This is a genomic window from Klebsiella sp. V115_8, from assembly GCF_029967715.1.
Lineage (GTDB): Bacteria > Pseudomonadota > Gammaproteobacteria > Enterobacterales > Enterobacteriaceae > Klebsiella > Klebsiella quasipneumoniae.
Genome location: NZ_JASCAR010000022.1, coordinates 18,645 through 31,413 on the forward strand (window position 1 = coordinate 18,645; position 12,769 = coordinate 31,413).

Annotated in this window: 15 protein-coding genes; 9 read left to right on the forward strand and 6 right to left on the reverse strand. The window is 59.4% G+C overall.

The features are described from left to right. Window positions 1–5: 5 nt before the first annotated feature. The gene (gene rutF, locus QLG03_RS06180; protein WP_255988068.1) at window positions 6–500 is read left to right on the forward strand and encodes an NADH-dependent FMN reductase RutF; all 495 of its coding nucleotides are present in this window, start codon (window positions 6–8) and stop codon (window positions 498–500) included. 21 nt (window positions 501–521) lie between these two features. Beyond that, window positions 522–1,844 (forward strand): pyrimidine utilization transport protein G, encoded by a 1,323-nt coding sequence (gene rutG, locus QLG03_RS06185; RefSeq protein ID WP_008805937.1) that lies wholly within the window; start codon window positions 522–524, stop codon window positions 1,842–1,844. A 680-nt stretch (window positions 1,845–2,524) separates the two neighbouring features. Here rutG and QLG03_RS06190 read toward each other — a convergent pair. Both QLG03_RS06190 and QLG03_RS06195 read right to left on the reverse strand, forming a co-directional pair. Next, on the reverse strand, window positions 2,525–3,463 hold the full coding sequence (locus QLG03_RS06190; protein WP_044522006.1) for a DMT family transporter: 939 nt from the start codon (window positions 3,461–3,463) through the stop codon (window positions 2,525–2,527). Between the two features lie 163 nt (window positions 3,464–3,626). Continuing rightward, window positions 3,627–3,800 (reverse strand): general stress protein, encoded by a 174-nt coding sequence (locus QLG03_RS06195; protein ID WP_002898708.1) that lies wholly within the window; start codon window positions 3,798–3,800, stop codon window positions 3,627–3,629. Window positions 3,801–3,887: 87 nt separating this feature from the next. On the opposite strand from QLG03_RS06195, the gene QLG03_RS25305 reads away from it, so the two are divergent. The 3 genes from QLG03_RS25305 to QLG03_RS06205 all read left to right on the forward strand — a co-directional run bounded on the left by QLG03_RS25305 (window position 3,888) and on the right by QLG03_RS06205 (window position 5,080). After that, window positions 3,888–4,019 carry a hypothetical protein gene (locus QLG03_RS25305; RefSeq protein WP_048334651.1) on the forward strand — a complete coding sequence of 44 codons (132 nt, stop codon included), beginning with the start codon at window positions 3,888–3,890 and terminating at the stop codon, window positions 4,017–4,019. A gap of 216 nt (window positions 4,020–4,235) precedes the next feature. Next, a complete protein-coding gene (wrbA, locus tag QLG03_RS06200) occupies window positions 4,236–4,832 on the forward strand; it encodes an NAD(P)H:quinone oxidoreductase (RefSeq protein WP_002898704.1) in 597 nt (198 codons plus the stop codon). Window positions 4,833–4,852: 20 nt separating this feature from the next. Continuing rightward, window positions 4,853–5,080, forward strand: a complete 228-nt coding sequence (locus QLG03_RS06205) for a YccJ family protein (RefSeq protein WP_008805934.1) — start codon at window positions 4,853–4,855, stop codon at window positions 5,078–5,080. A 67-nt stretch (window positions 5,081–5,147) separates the two neighbouring features. Here QLG03_RS06205 and agp read toward each other — a convergent pair whose 3' ends face one another. Continuing rightward, a complete protein-coding gene (agp, locus tag QLG03_RS06210) occupies window positions 5,148–6,395 on the reverse strand; it encodes a bifunctional glucose-1-phosphatase/inositol phosphatase (RefSeq protein ID WP_048334649.1) in 1,248 nt (415 codons plus the stop codon). 152 nt (window positions 6,396–6,547) lie between these two features. On the opposite strand from agp, the gene QLG03_RS06215 reads away from it, so the two are divergent. Both QLG03_RS06215 and QLG03_RS06220 read left to right on the forward strand, forming a co-directional pair. Next, the gene (locus tag QLG03_RS06215; protein WP_023289093.1) at window positions 6,548–6,997 is read left to right on the forward strand and encodes a helix-turn-helix domain-containing protein; all 450 of its coding nucleotides are present in this window, start codon (window positions 6,548–6,550) and stop codon (window positions 6,995–6,997) included. A 115-nt stretch (window positions 6,998–7,112) separates the two neighbouring features. Further along, a complete protein-coding gene (locus tag QLG03_RS06220; RefSeq protein ID WP_255988072.1) occupies window positions 7,113–7,901 on the forward strand; it encodes an SDR family oxidoreductase in 789 nt (262 codons plus the stop codon). A gap of 1 nt (window position 7,902) precedes the next feature. Here the strand turns inward: QLG03_RS06220 and QLG03_RS06225 are convergent, their stop codons facing one another. Continuing rightward, window positions 7,903–8,124: a hypothetical protein gene (locus QLG03_RS06225; RefSeq protein WP_023289090.1), complete on the reverse strand. Its 222-nt coding sequence runs from the start codon at window positions 8,122–8,124 to the stop codon at window positions 7,903–7,905. Between the two features lie 255 nt (window positions 8,125–8,379). On the opposite strand from QLG03_RS06225, the gene QLG03_RS06230 reads away from it, so the two are divergent. Next, window positions 8,380–8,502, forward strand: coding sequence for a small membrane protein (locus QLG03_RS06230; RefSeq protein ID WP_002898600.1), 123 nt, complete (start codon window positions 8,380–8,382; stop codon window positions 8,500–8,502). A 118-nt stretch (window positions 8,503–8,620) separates the two neighbouring features. Here the strand turns inward: QLG03_RS06230 and QLG03_RS06235 are convergent, their stop codons facing one another. Both QLG03_RS06235 and QLG03_RS06240 read right to left on the reverse strand, forming a co-directional pair. Next, window positions 8,621–10,012, reverse strand: a complete 1,392-nt coding sequence (locus QLG03_RS06235) for an APC family permease (protein ID WP_023289089.1) — start codon at window positions 10,010–10,012, stop codon at window positions 8,621–8,623. Between the two features lie 353 nt (window positions 10,013–10,365). Continuing rightward, entirely contained in the window at window positions 10,366–11,787 is a 1,422-nt protein-coding gene (locus QLG03_RS06240; RefSeq protein ID WP_002898595.1) for a glutamine synthetase family protein, read from the reverse strand. Window positions 11,788–12,012: 225 nt separating this feature from the next. On the opposite strand from QLG03_RS06240, the gene puuD reads away from it, so the two are divergent. Further along, window positions 12,013–12,765, forward strand: a complete 753-nt coding sequence (puuD, locus tag QLG03_RS06245; protein ID WP_072199196.1) for a gamma-glutamyl-gamma-aminobutyrate hydrolase — start codon at window positions 12,013–12,015, stop codon at window positions 12,763–12,765. Window positions 12,766–12,769: the final 4 nt, after the last annotated feature.

Sequence of the window (12,769 nt, forward strand, 5' to 3'; positions counted from 1 at the left end):
TGGCGATGAAGTTAGCGGACAAAGAGAGTTTTCGTGACGCCATGGCCCGCGTCGGCGCCGCGGTTAACATTATTACCACCGATGGCCCGGCGGGCCGGGCGGGCTTTACCGCCAGCGCGGTCTGCAGCGTGACCGACACCCCGCCGACCCTGTTGGTCTGTCTGAACCGCTCAGCCTCCGTGTGGCCGGTGTTCAGCGAACACCACACGCTGTGCGTCAATACCCTGGCGGCGGGACAGGAGGCGCTGTCAACGCTGTTTGGCGGTAAAACGGCGATGGACGAGCGCTTTGCCGCCGCCGACTGGCAGACCGGCGCCACCGGCTGCCCGCGGCTGGAGGCGGCGCTGGTCAACTTTGACTGCCGCATCGACCAGCGCGTCAGCGTCGGCACGCACGACATTCTGTTTTGTCACGTCGTGGCCATTTCCCGTCACCCGGAACCCCGGGGTCTGATGTGGTTTGACCGCGGCTATCACACGCTTATGCGACCCGCTTGTTAACCTTTAACCCGGGATATCATCATGGCACTCTTCGATTTTCCTCGCTGGAAGCTGACCTCCCCCGCCGCCGAATCCGGCGTTGTCGCGCCCGATGAACGCTTATCGGCCGGGCAAACGCTGGTGATGGGCGTGCAGCACGCCGTTGCGATGTTCGGCGCGACGGTGCTGATGCCGTTGTTGATGGGGCTCGACCCAAACCTGTCCATACTGATGTCGGGGGTCGGCACCCTGCTGTTCTTTGTCGTCACCGGCGGACGGGTGCCGAGCTATCTCGGCTCCAGCGCCGCCTTTGTCGGGGTGGTGATCGCCATTACCGGCTTTAACGGCCAGGGACTCAACCCTCACCTCAGCGTCGCCCTTGGCGGGATCATCGCCTGCGGGCTGGTCTATACCCTGATCGGTCTGGTGGTGATGAAGATCGGCACCCGCTGGATCGAGCGCCTGATGCCGCCGGTGGTGACCGGGGCGGTGGTGATGGCTATCGGCCTGAACCTGGCGCCGATTGCCGTGCGCAGCGTCTCCGCCAGCGCCTTCGACAGCTGGATGGCGGTGTTAACCGTGCTCTGTATCGGCATAGTCGCGGTATTTACCCGCGGGATGCTGCAGCGTCTGCTGATCCTGGTCGGCCTGATCGTCGCCTGCGCGCTGTACGCCCTGCTGGCTAACGGCTTTGGCCTCGGCAAACCGCTGGACTTCTCTCCCCTCGCCCAGGCGGCGTGGTTCGGGCTGCCGCACTTTACCACCCCATCCTTTAACGGCCAGGCGATGATGTTGATTGCCCCGGTCGCGGTGATCCTGGTGGCCGAGAACCTCGGCCACCTGAAGGCCGTCGCCGGGATGACCGGGCGCAATATGGATCCGTACATGGGGCGCGCCTTCGTCGGCGATGGTCTGGCGACCATGCTCTCCGGCTCGGTCGGCGGCAGCGGGGTCACGACCTATGCGGAGAACATCGGCGTCATGGCGGTGACCAAGGTCTACTCGACGCTGGTGTTTGTCGCCGCAGCGCTGATTGCCATGCTGCTGGGCTTCTCGCCGAAATTCGGCGCATTAATCCACACCATTCCCGGGCCGGTGATCGGCGGCGCCTCGATCGTGGTCTTTGGCCTGATCGCCGTCGCCGGGGCGCGGATCTGGGTGCAAAACCGCGTCGACCTCAGCCAGAACAGCAATCTGATCATGGTGTCTGTGACCCTGGTGCTGGGCGCCGGCGATTTCGCGCTGTCGCTGGGCGGCTTTACGCTGGGCGGGATTGGTACCGCCACCTTCGGGGCGATCCTGCTGCACGCGCTGCTTCATCGCGGGACGCGTGAGGCGAAGGAGGCCAGGGTAACGCCGGTTTAAGCCACATTAGCGCGGCGTTGGCGCAGGGAGCGGTGGGGGCCGGATAAGTCGATACAGTTATCGGTTTGCAACGGTTTCGCCCCGGAAAAACGGCTGTTCTGGGTTATATCCAGGCAGATGGCGCTCCCGATATGTCTTCTGCGTTATGTCTCTCATGGCGCCGGGAGCGCACAGGGGGCGGCCAGTCGCCGCCGCCCCCTGTACCCCCGGGCTCCGGCCAGCAAAATCGCCACTGCGTGGTCCCTTCGACTTATCCCTGCAGGCTTCGGGTCGGGCCGAGGCAGCGTCCATGCAAAACACGGCCCTCAGCCCGCATCCATGCGGGCTGCCCCGGCCTTCCGGGAACGTCTCAGCGATTTTGAGGCCGTCAGCACCGGCAGTTTCAGCAACAATGGTGAATAAATTAACGGCAGGTCGTACGAACGTAGGCCGGGTAAGGCGCAACCGCCACCCGGCATAAAAGCGCCGCCGTGCCTGATGCCATCGCCCGGCGGCGCTGCGCTTGCGCGGGCCTACGATGAGAGTTAACCAACTGATATAGAGATGGTTATGTAGGCCGGAGAAGGCAGTTATGCCGCCATCCGGCACCAGGACGGGTACAACGGCTGAGGGATATGGCCTGATGGAACCTCGCCATTTGCCTGGCAGAATAAGCGCCGCTGCCGGGACAGAAGGAAAGATTACGGCTCGCGACGATCGGCTAGGTCCGGGAGCGGCTGCGCATCGTTATTCGTTGACATCTGCGGCGGCGGTTTGCGCTTCCACTTCAGCTCGCTCACCAGCACCCCCGCGAGGATAAAGACGCAGCCGAGGAGGGCCAGCAGCGGCAGACGCTCACCGGCCAACCGGCCAAAAATACCGGCCCACACCGGTTCGCCGGTATAGATCAGCGTGGCCCGCGTCGGCGAGACGCTGCGCTGCGCCCAGTTCATGGTCACCTGAATGATCGCGCTGAAAATGCCCAGCCCCAGCGCCACGCCGAGCAGCGCCGGCGTCAACGGCGGCACTGACTCACCGGCCGGCTTCATGGCGGCGAAAGCCACCAGCGACGCGGTCGCCAGCTGCACCACCGTCACCCGCCGAACATCCACTTTCCCGGCCCAGGCGCTGATAAGGATAATCTCCGCGGCAATCGCCAGCGCGCTCGCCAGCGTGATCATCTCCCCCACGCCAAGCGCCAGCAGATTGTTTTCCGGCCCGGCCAGCAGGATCAAACCGATAAAGGCCAGCACAATCCCCACGCAGGACATCACCCCCGGCATACGACCCAGGCACAGCCACTGCAGCAGCGGCACCAGCGGCACATACATCGCCGTGATAAAGGCAGACTTACTGCTGGAGATCGACTGCAGTCCCCAGGTCTGCAGCCCATACCCCAGCGCAATCGCCACGCCAATCGCCACCCCCGCCTTCACCTCCAGCCATGTCATACCGCGCAGGGTGCGCAGCGAGAGCAGACCCACCGCCAGCGCGGCGGTCGCGAAACGCAGGCCGACAAAAAACAGCGGCCCGCTGAGGCTGACCGCATACTGCACGGCAAGGAAGGTCCCTCCCCAGAACATGGTGATCATGATAAGGAGCGCTTCCTGGCGGCTAACGGAGAATTTTAACGAAGACATAAAACAGCCATGACGATTAACGGGCGACCAGTGTGCAATCGGCCCGGCGGGAGCGCAACCTCCGACTGCTAAAAAAAACCGCCGGCTGATGCCGGCGGCGAGGGCGATGCGGTTGGGTCGGGGAGATTAACACCGCATCAAAGAGAACAGTGCGAGTCGCGCGTTAACTCTCACGACTACCGTGACTGTTTTTACCCCCTTTTTTACCAGCCTCTGAGGCGCGCTGAGGGTCATTTTTAAAATTCCCCCCGCTATGCTGGCCACCTTTACGTCCTGCTTCTGATGCTCTTTCACGGTCTTCAGCAAAGTTGCCAGAACCGCCACGATGGTTTGCCATTACTGACCTCCATTAGGTTAGACATCATAGTGCATTACGCGGGAGCGGCGACGCCGCTGTCCTGCCGCGTATCTATAAGGTTAGTGAATGACTGCCGCTGACGATGGCAAATGTCACATTCAGAAACAAAGCCTGGCGAAAAAAATCCCCTCGCGCCGCGGGATGGCGCTAACCTCCTCTGCTGACGAAGAAAAAATAGTTAGCGAAAATGTATCCTGATGCTACATCCTCGCCGCACCGGCCAGAATGGCGGAGGCATCGCTTCCCGCTTCTCCGCCGCTCAGGCCGCGCTGCGCAAGGAAAAGTAAATAATGCTTTGTCATTTTGTTATAAATCAAATAAATGCCCGTTGGATTTGCACTCTTCGGCAGAGGCTTTATCTTTAAAGGTACCAGCTATTTGGCTGGCTTATAATGCAACCGAGGAGTGATGGAAATGGCTAAAATTCTGGTGCTTTATTATTCCATGTATGGACACATTGAAACCATGGCTCACGCCGTCGCCGATGGGGCGAACCGGGTGGACGGCGTTGAGGTGGTTGTGAAGCGCGTGCCGGAAACCATGCAGGCAGAAGCGTTTGCCAAAGCAGGCGGTAAAACGCAAAACGCGCCTGTCGCTACGCCGCAGGAACTGGCTGAGTATGACGCCATCATCTTTGGTACCCCGACTCGTTTCGGCAATATGTCCGGACAAATGCGCACCTTCCTCGATCAGACCGGCGGCCTGTGGGCATCCGGCGCGCTGTATGGCAAGATCGCCAGCGTATTCAGCTCAACCGGCACCGGCGGCGGCCAGGAACAAACCATTACCTCCACCTGGACGACGCTGGCCCACCACGGCATGATCATCGTGCCGATCGGCTACGGCGCCCAGGAGCTGTTCGATATCTCCCAGGTCCGCGGCGGGACGCCTTATGGCGCAACCACTATTGCCGGCGGCGACGGCTCGCGTCAGCCAAGCGAGGAAGAGTTAGCCATCGCCCGCTATCAGGGTGAACATGTCGCCAAACTGGCCGTTAAACTGCACGGCTAATCTTCCGCAGGAGGAGCACTATGCCAACTCAAGAAGCAAAAGCACATCGCGTCGGCGAATGGGCAAGTTTACGTAACACCTCGCCGGAGATCGCCGAGGCGATTTTCGAAGTCGCCCACTATGATGAAAAACTGGCGGAGCAAATCTGGGAGGAAGGCAGCGACGAAGTGCTGGCGCTGGCCTTTGCCAAAACCGATAAAGATGCGCTGTTCTGGGGTGAACAGACGATTGAGCGTAAAAACGTTTAGGACGTTTATCCCTGCCGAGTCTCACCCTAACCTGCTAAAAAACCCGGATTGCTCCGGGTTTTTTTCGTTATTTCGCCGCCTCGTTGATCACCTTTTTAAAGGTCTCCAGCGGGCAGAAACCCTGGTCATCGACCGGGCAGCCGTTAAGCGCCAGCGTGACCCGCTGCGGCGGGGTCTGCAACGTCAATGGGTCGGCGTTACGCAGCTGCTCGGTGCTCTGGTAGACATACTCAATCTTCATCAGATCGCGGTTGCTGCCGCTGTCGTGCCAGCGTTGAAACAGCAGTTTGCCGCCGATAGGCGTGCGCTCATACTGGCCGGGCAGTTGATAGGGCTTAAAGTCCAGCGCCGTCAGCAGCGAGGCAATATTCGAGTCGTGTCCCACCAGCAGCGTGACTTTCGCCTTGCTGGCCCCCTCGCCCACCAGCGCGTTATCGATATAGTTGACCAGCGGCTTGGCCACGTTTTGCGCCACCGCCACCGAAGTAAACAGACTATCCTGATAGCCGTTTTTCAGCTTCGACAGCACCTGCCACTGCTTATCGCTGGCGATCTCCCCCCACGCCACCTGGTCTTTGGGGAAGCCTTCATAATATTGCAGGGTGAAGGCGTCCACCAGCGAGTTGCCCACCTTCAGCGGCCCGGACACCCCCGGCTCCTGCTGATAACCGGCGCTAAAAGTATCTTTACCCTCGCTCAGGGAACAGACCTGCTTCTCTTTGCAGGAGGGCGAGTTGCGGTAATCGATCATCGTCTCCAGCAGCTTGTAACTCTCGGTCAACTGCAACCCCTGGCGCTCTTTTTCCATCGCCTGCAGCGCTTTCTCACGAAACGCCGGGGAGTCGTCGGTGATAACCGGGTTGAAGGTCGGGTCCATGGTGCCCATCTGCGGCTGATGATGCACCGCAATGCCGCAGCCCGGGAACGCGCCGGTGATAAAGAACTGCGCGGTGGCGACGGTGCGCTGCAGGCTGTTAGCGTAGGCGTAAACGGCGTTTTCCGGCGGGCACTCGCCGCTGGTCACCAGCTTCTGCTGCGCCAGCCATTCGCGCATATAGTGGCCCATATACACCTCCAGCACGCCACCCTTGGTGGTCAGCTGGCCGCCCGGCACATCCCATTGCGGCCAGGCTTTGGCGGTGGACTGCTCCAGCACGCTACCGTTATTGGCCAGCGGCGCGCGCAGGTTGTGACGACTCATGATCAGCACCTGCTGCAGCTGATACCCCTCCGGGGCGGCCGTGTCCTGCGCCAGAGCGCCGGCGGATAACATGACCGCGCCGGCTACGGCGGCGGCGAGTAGACGTTTTTTCATCCCTTCATCCTTAGTCATTTATTATCATCGGGTTAATTGTGACGGATTTATGCCATTTTTCCTGGCATTCGCTCGCAAACTTAGACCGCCGCCGAAAATTTCCTCTGCCGACCAAATAGTTTTATAATGAAACAACTAACCCGGAGGCTTTCGTGAAACGTACCCGTCTTGAAAACAGCTGCTGTCCTGTCGCCCGCTCCCTCGACGTTATCGGTGACTGGTGGTCGCTGCTTATCGTCCGCGATGCCCTGCGCGGGGCGTGCCGTTTTAGTGAATTCCAGAAAAACCTCGGCATTGCCAAAAATATGCTCGCCGGACGCCTGAAAATGCTGGTGGATGAAGGCATCCTGCGTCTGCAGCCGGCCTCCGACGGCAGCGCCTGGCAGGAGTACGTCCTGACGGATAAGGGCCGCGCCCTGCAGACCGTGCTGGTCGCCCTTTCCCAGTGGGCGGATGACTATCTGTTCGATCCTGACGAACCGGCAACCCGGCTTATTGACCGCCAGCAGCGCCAGCCCCTGCGTAAACTGGTCCTGCAGGCGGCGGATGGCCGTGAGCTGGCCCCGGCGGATATCACCATCGCCGTTCCGCTGAACGACTAATCGCTGCCCGCGGCAGGCAAAAATAAAAAAAGCCCGGCAAAATGGTTGCATTATTAAACCAAGTGTCTCATGCTGAATTTGGTTTAATAATGCAACCTTTTAAGAGGCAATACTCATGTCCCAGTCATCGCACACTGCTTTTATCACCGGCGCTTCCTCAGGTATCGGCGCGATCTATGCCGAACGACTCGCCGCTCGCGGCTACGATCTGATCCTCGCCGCCCGCCGTGAAGATCGGCTGCAGGCGCTCGCCGGGCAGCTGCAGGCGCGCTACGCCATCCGGGCCAGCATCGTCAAGGCCGACCTGAGCGAGGAGCAAGGCATTGAAGCCGTGGAGCAGCGTCTGCAGCACGATCCCTCCATTGACCTGTTCATCAACAACGCCGGCACGGCAAAAATGGCGGGCTTTCTCGCCAGTACGCCGCGCGAGCACCAGGCGATTCATACGCTCAACACCACCGCGCTCCTGCGCCTGAGCTATGCCGCGCTGGCCGCTTTCGCTCCCCGGGGCCGCGGAACGCTGATCAATATTGCCTCTATTCTCGCGCTGCATACGCTGCCGGGCAGCGCGGTCTACAGCGCCAGCAAAGCGTGGGTGTTGAGCTTTACCCGTGGCCTGCAGGATGAGTTTGCCGACAGCGGCGTGCGTATTCAGGCGGTATTGCCGGCGGCGACCGCCACCGATCTGTGGCCGACCTCCGGCGTGGCGCTGGACGCCCTGCCCACCGGTACGGTCATGACCACCGAGGATCTGGTTGACGCCGCCCTCAGAGGACTGGAGATGGGGGAAAAGGTCACCTTACCGCCCGTGCATGACCTGGGATTGTGGGAGGCTTTCGAGCAGACGCGACTGGCGCTGTTTACCAGCGCGCGAACCGGGCAACCGGCGCCGCGATATCGCTAACTCACTCCGGCAGTGGAACCGCCGCCAGGGTACAGATCGCCTCGTGCTCACCGCCGCGGCGATCGGTGATCACCACCTTATCGCCCGCTTTTTTACCTTCACACGGTTTCAGGACCTGCTCCACGATCCGCTCGCGGATCGCCTGACGTTCATTTTCAGCCTGACTGGCGAAGGCCGTCAGCGCCAGCGCCACGCCCAGCAGGCTGAGGGTTTTCTTATACATGTCTTGCTCTCAGATCATTCTAATTCGCGGTCAGCGTAACCCGCTGCTGGCCGCACTTCTGTAAAATCACTTAACGGAGTGTTACGCCCTTTCAGCTGAAACCCAGGCTGTCACATTCCTGCGGGAAATATTTTATCACAACCCCTGCGGCGGATATTCCCGCGATGAGGCGTCATCTTTCAGACATATCCCGATGTTATCTTCAACTGAGCCCTGTATCTTTTTCCCTTTCTAAACAGAATTTTAGGTTGGTCTATGTCGGGTCTTATTCTCTTTATCGTCGCGGTGGCGCTGCTGGGCGTCGCCATCTACAGTCTGGTGTCGTACCTCAAAGAGCGGCGCGCCAGTCAGTTACCTGTCCATAAAAAGAAGAAATAATACCTTCCGTTCTCCGCCGTTTTCTGCTGATTTCTTTACCATCCTGTACTGTCCCTTACCGATGCCATAACAAAGGCAGGCCTGCGGGCCTGCCTTTGTTCGGTTTCTGCGTCAGGCTCTAGGACTCCCAGGCCTGCTCCGCCTTGGCGGCATCGAACTGCGGCGGCGGTTTACGGAAGCGTCGGGTCAGATAAGCCAGATACAGCAGACCAAGCGCCGCCCACACCAGACCGAGCGTCAGGGAAGTGGCCTCGAGGTTGATCCACAGCACCCCTACCGTCAACGCCCCGACCATCGGCAGCAGCAGATAGTGCAGTCGATCCTTCCAGGTTTTGTTGTACCCTTTGCGCCGCCAGAAGTGGTTGAACACCGACAGGTTAACGAAGGTGAAGGCCACCAGCGCGCCGAAGTTAATCAACGCGGTGGCGGTCACCAGGTCGAAGAACAGCGCCGACAGCGCGACAATACCCACCATAATCACGTTCAACGCCGGGGTGCGCCATTTCGGATGCACATAGCCGAAAATGCGCTCCGGGAAGACGTTATCGCGGCCCATCACGTACAGCAGACGGGAGACGCTGGCATGGGACGCCAGGCCGGACGCCAGGGTGTTAACAAAGGTGGTGCAGAGGAAAATTGACTGGAACAGCTTGCCGCCCACGTACAGCGCAATCTCCGGCAGCGCGGCGTCCGGGTCTTTAAAGCGATGAATATCCGGGAAAAACAGCTGCATAAAGAACGACGCGACGATGAAAATAATGCCGCCGTACATCGCGGTGAGAAAAATCGCCTTCGGGATCACCCGCGCGGCGTCAGGCGTCTCTTCCGACAGCGTGGTCACCGCGTCGAAGCCGAGAAACGAAAAGCAGACGATGGTCGCCCCGGTAATAATCGGGATCAGATGCGCATTCTGGCTGATAAACGGCTGCAGCGACCAGACGGTCCCTACCCCCTCGCCTTTGTGCAGCCCCTGGACCACCAGAATGACAAACACCACCATAATCGAGATCTGCACCAGCACGAACAGGGTGTTGAAGTTGGCCACCAGGTTAACGCTTTTCAGGTTCGCGGCGGTCAGAATGGCGACAAAGGTCACCACCCACACCCATGGCGGCACTTCCGGGAACAGCGCCGAGAGATAGATCTTCGCCAGCAGGACGTTGATCATCGGCAGGAACAGATAATCCAGCAGCGACGACCAGCCGACCATAAAGCCGACGTGCGGGCTGATGGATTTTTGCGCGTAGGTGTAGGCGGAGCCGGCTTCAGGGAACTGGCGCACCAGTTTGCCGTAGCTGATGGCGGTGAACAGCACGCCAGCCAGCGCCAGCAAATACGACGCCGGGACGTGGCCGTTGCTGATGCCGGAGACAATGCCGAAGGTATCAAACACCGTCATCGGCGTCAGATAGGCGAGCCCCATCATCACCACTTGCCAGAGTTTGAGGGATTTACGCAGACGCGGTCTGCCCGCCTGAGCGGCGTTATGCGCAGGAAGATTAATTGCCATCGACCATTCCCCCCTTGCGGATAACAGTTTGCGGGCACAACGTTCGCGTGACAAACCTGCTTAGCAAGGGGGTAAGGCATAAATAAAAGGGTAAGACGGACCGGTGAGCGGTTGCTGGCTGGCATCCAATGCGGCCTGAGCGGCCTCCCTCTCCCTGCGGATATTTGAACATCTGCATCATCTCATTTCCTCGTCACACACTGTGTCGTTAACTGAAGCCCCGTTGCCGCCTGCGCTCCTTAACGCGACATCCGGGAAATGGCTGGGCTCCCAGCAAAAAGGACGACCAGGCTCCGCTCAGGCCGTATGATGCTACTCATGACTCAACTCATGCGCCCCTCGCGGGGCGACCATCAGGCGTTTTTCAACATCCACTCAATTTCAGTTTCTGTGATAAGACGCTCAAACTGCAATAATTCATCATGCTTGCAGGCATGGAAAACGTGGCAGAAACGCTCGCCGAGACGCTCACGCAGGTGATCGTTCTGCATAAACTCCCACAGCGCGTCGCTCTGACGGATCGGGAACGGCAGCCCTTCTTGTTCCAGGCCGTTACCTTCCACCTCTTCCTGCAAAGGCAGCTGAGGGTTATCCAGCCCGTGCAGGATACCGGCGAAAATCGCCGCCATCACCAGATACGGGTTGGCGTCCGCTCCCGCCACGCGATACTCCACACGGTGGTTCTGCCGCTCGCCGCACGGGATCCGCAGCGCCACGGTACGGTTGTTATGGCCCCAGGAAGCCTGCGTCGGGACATACATCCCCGGCTGGAAGCGGCGATACGAGTTCACGTTCGGCGCCAGCAGCGCCATCGAGGCCGGCATCAGATCGATCATCCCGGCCAGCGCGCGTTTGAGCAGCGCGGAGTCTTCCCCGTCGCCGTCCACCAGCACGTTTTCCCCTTTATTGTTCAGCATGCTGATGTGGATATGCATCCCGCTGCCCGCATGCTCTTCATAAGGCTTGGCCATAAAAGTGGCGTGCATCTTATGCTTCTCCGCCATTAAACGCACGAGACGTTTTAACGCCAGCGCATCATCGCAGGCGTCCAGCACGTTATCGGTATGGTGGAGATTGATTTCAAACTGGCCCGGCGAGGCTTCGGCCACCGCGCCGTCGGCGGGGATCAGCTGCAGTTTCGCCAGCTCGTCGATGTCGTTGAGCACGTCGGCAAAGTGGTTCAGGTTATCGACCGAGTAGACCTGGCTTTGGGTGTTGCGATCGTCGGTGCCCGGCGCGCACGGCGGCTGCAGGTAGCCTTCGGCATCGCGTTTGCGGTCCAGTAAATAGAACTCCAGCTCTACCGCTACCACGGGGAACAGCCCGCGCTGGCGCAACTGCTGCCAGAGGCGGTTGAGTACGTTCCGCGGCTCAACGTCAAAGGGAGCGCCATCTTCATCAACCATGGTCAGCTGTACCTGGGCTATCGACTGCGGATCGGCCGCTGAAGGCGTTAAGGTACCGGGCACCGGGATGCAACTGCGATCCGGCTCGCCCATCTCCTGGCCCAGACCGGCCTCTTCCACGACGTTGCCGAGAATATCCATCGCAAACACCGAGGCCGGAAAATAACAGCCTTTCTCCAGCTTGCTCAGGCCGGCAACGGGGATGCGCTTGCCGCGGAAGCAGCCGTTCAGGTCAGTGAGGAGGACATCGACATATTGGGTATCAGGGTAGGTTTCGAGGTAGCGCTTCACTTCTTTCGCGAACGCGCTGACCCGTCTCTCTTCCGTTTGCTGAACAAAATTCTCAACTTCTACGATATTGGTTTCCATGATTCACCGCCGTTGGTTTGGTTTCGGTCCTGCACTCAGACCGTTAAATATAATGTCCACCCCATCGACTGTGTATGCAAATAAATTGTTTGTCAAATGTTAAATTAAGTTTGCAAAGGGCTATTTCCACTGCTAGATTGAGAAAATATTGAACGATATGGCCGTTAAACCCGCTATAGCGGTCATAATTTAGTCCACTTTGTGAGGGCGATCATGGAAAATATAATGTACAAGCCAGTTATTGGCGTCGTGATGTGTAGAAACAGGCTTAAGGGTCACCAGACCCAGACCTTGCAAGAAAAGTACCTGAATGCAATTGTTAACGCCGGCGGACTGCCGATCGCCCTGCCGCATGCGCTGGCGGAGCCGGAGCTGCTGAACGCGTTAGTCGATAAACTGGACGGGATATACCTGCCAGGCAGCCCCAGTAACGTGCAGCCGCACCTTTATGGTGAAAACGGCGATGAGCCTGACGCCGACCCCGGGCGTGATCTTCTGAGCATGGCGCTGATTAACGCCGCACTCGAAAGGCGCATCCCCATTTTCGCCATCTGTCGTGGACTGCAGGAACTGGTTGTCGCCACCGGTGGGACTCTGTATCGTCGTCTGTTCGAGCAGCCTGAGCTGCTGGAGCATCGCGAAGATCCTGAACTGCCCGTCGAGCAGCAGTATGCCCCGTCCCATCAGGTTGAGGTTCAGGAAGGAGGATTGCTGTCGCAATTGATACCGGGCTGCAACACGTTTTGGGTAAACTCGCTACACGGACAAGGGGCAAAAACCCTGAGTCCGCAGCTGCGCGTGGAGGCGCGAGCGCCGGATGGACTGGTGGAAGCGGTCAGCGTGAACGATCACCCTTTCGCGCTGGGCGTACAGTGGCATCCTGAATGGAACAGTAGCGAATACGCCCTGTCGCGTATGTTGTTTGATGGTTTTATCACCGCCTGTCAGGGCCATCATGCTGAAAAGCGGCGGCGCTGACCAC

Bases quoted from the DNA above. Each gene is read 5' to 3' on its own strand.
- QLG03_RS25305 (WP_048334651.1), top strand. From the start codon at position 3,888: ATGACTGCCGCTGACGATGGCAAATGTCACATTCAGAAACAAAGCCTG.
- wrbA (WP_002898704.1), top strand. From the start codon at position 4,236: ATGGCTAAAATTCTGGTGCTTTATTATTCCATGTATGGACACATTGAA.
- rutF (WP_255988068.1), top strand. From the start codon at position 6: ATGAAGTTAGCGGACAAAGAGAGTTTTCGTGACGCCATGGCCCGCGTC.
- QLG03_RS06235 (WP_023289089.1), bottom strand. From the start codon at position 10,012: ATGGCAATTAATCTTCCTGCGCATAACGCCGCTCAGGCGGGCAGACCG.
- rutG (WP_008805937.1), top strand. From the start codon at position 522: ATGGCACTCTTCGATTTTCCTCGCTGGAAGCTGACCTCCCCCGCCGCC.
- QLG03_RS06190 (WP_044522006.1), bottom strand. From the start codon at position 3,463: ATGTCTTCGTTAAAATTCTCCGTTAGCCGCCAGGAAGCGCTCCTTATC.
- agp (WP_048334649.1), bottom strand. From the start codon at position 6,395: ATGAAAAAACGTCTACTCGCCGCCGCCGTAGCCGGCGCGGTCATGTTA.
- QLG03_RS06195 (WP_002898708.1), bottom strand. From the start codon at position 3,800: ATGGCAAACCATCGTGGCGGTTCTGGCAACTTTGCTGAAGACCGTGAA.
- puuD (WP_072199196.1), top strand. From the start codon at position 12,013: ATGTACAAGCCAGTTATTGGCGTCGTGATGTGTAGAAACAGGCTTAAG.
- QLG03_RS06220 (WP_255988072.1), top strand. From the start codon at position 7,113: ATGTCCCAGTCATCGCACACTGCTTTTATCACCGGCGCTTCCTCAGGT.
- QLG03_RS06240 (WP_002898595.1), bottom strand. From the start codon at position 11,787: ATGGAAACCAATATCGTAGAAGTTGAGAATTTTGTTCAGCAAACGGAA.
- QLG03_RS06230 (WP_002898600.1), top strand. From the start codon at position 8,380: ATGTCGGGTCTTATTCTCTTTATCGTCGCGGTGGCGCTGCTGGGCGTC.
- QLG03_RS06225 (WP_023289090.1), bottom strand. From the start codon at position 8,124: ATGTATAAGAAAACCCTCAGCCTGCTGGGCGTGGCGCTGGCGCTGACG.
- QLG03_RS06205 (WP_008805934.1), top strand. From the start codon at position 4,853: ATGCCAACTCAAGAAGCAAAAGCACATCGCGTCGGCGAATGGGCAAGT.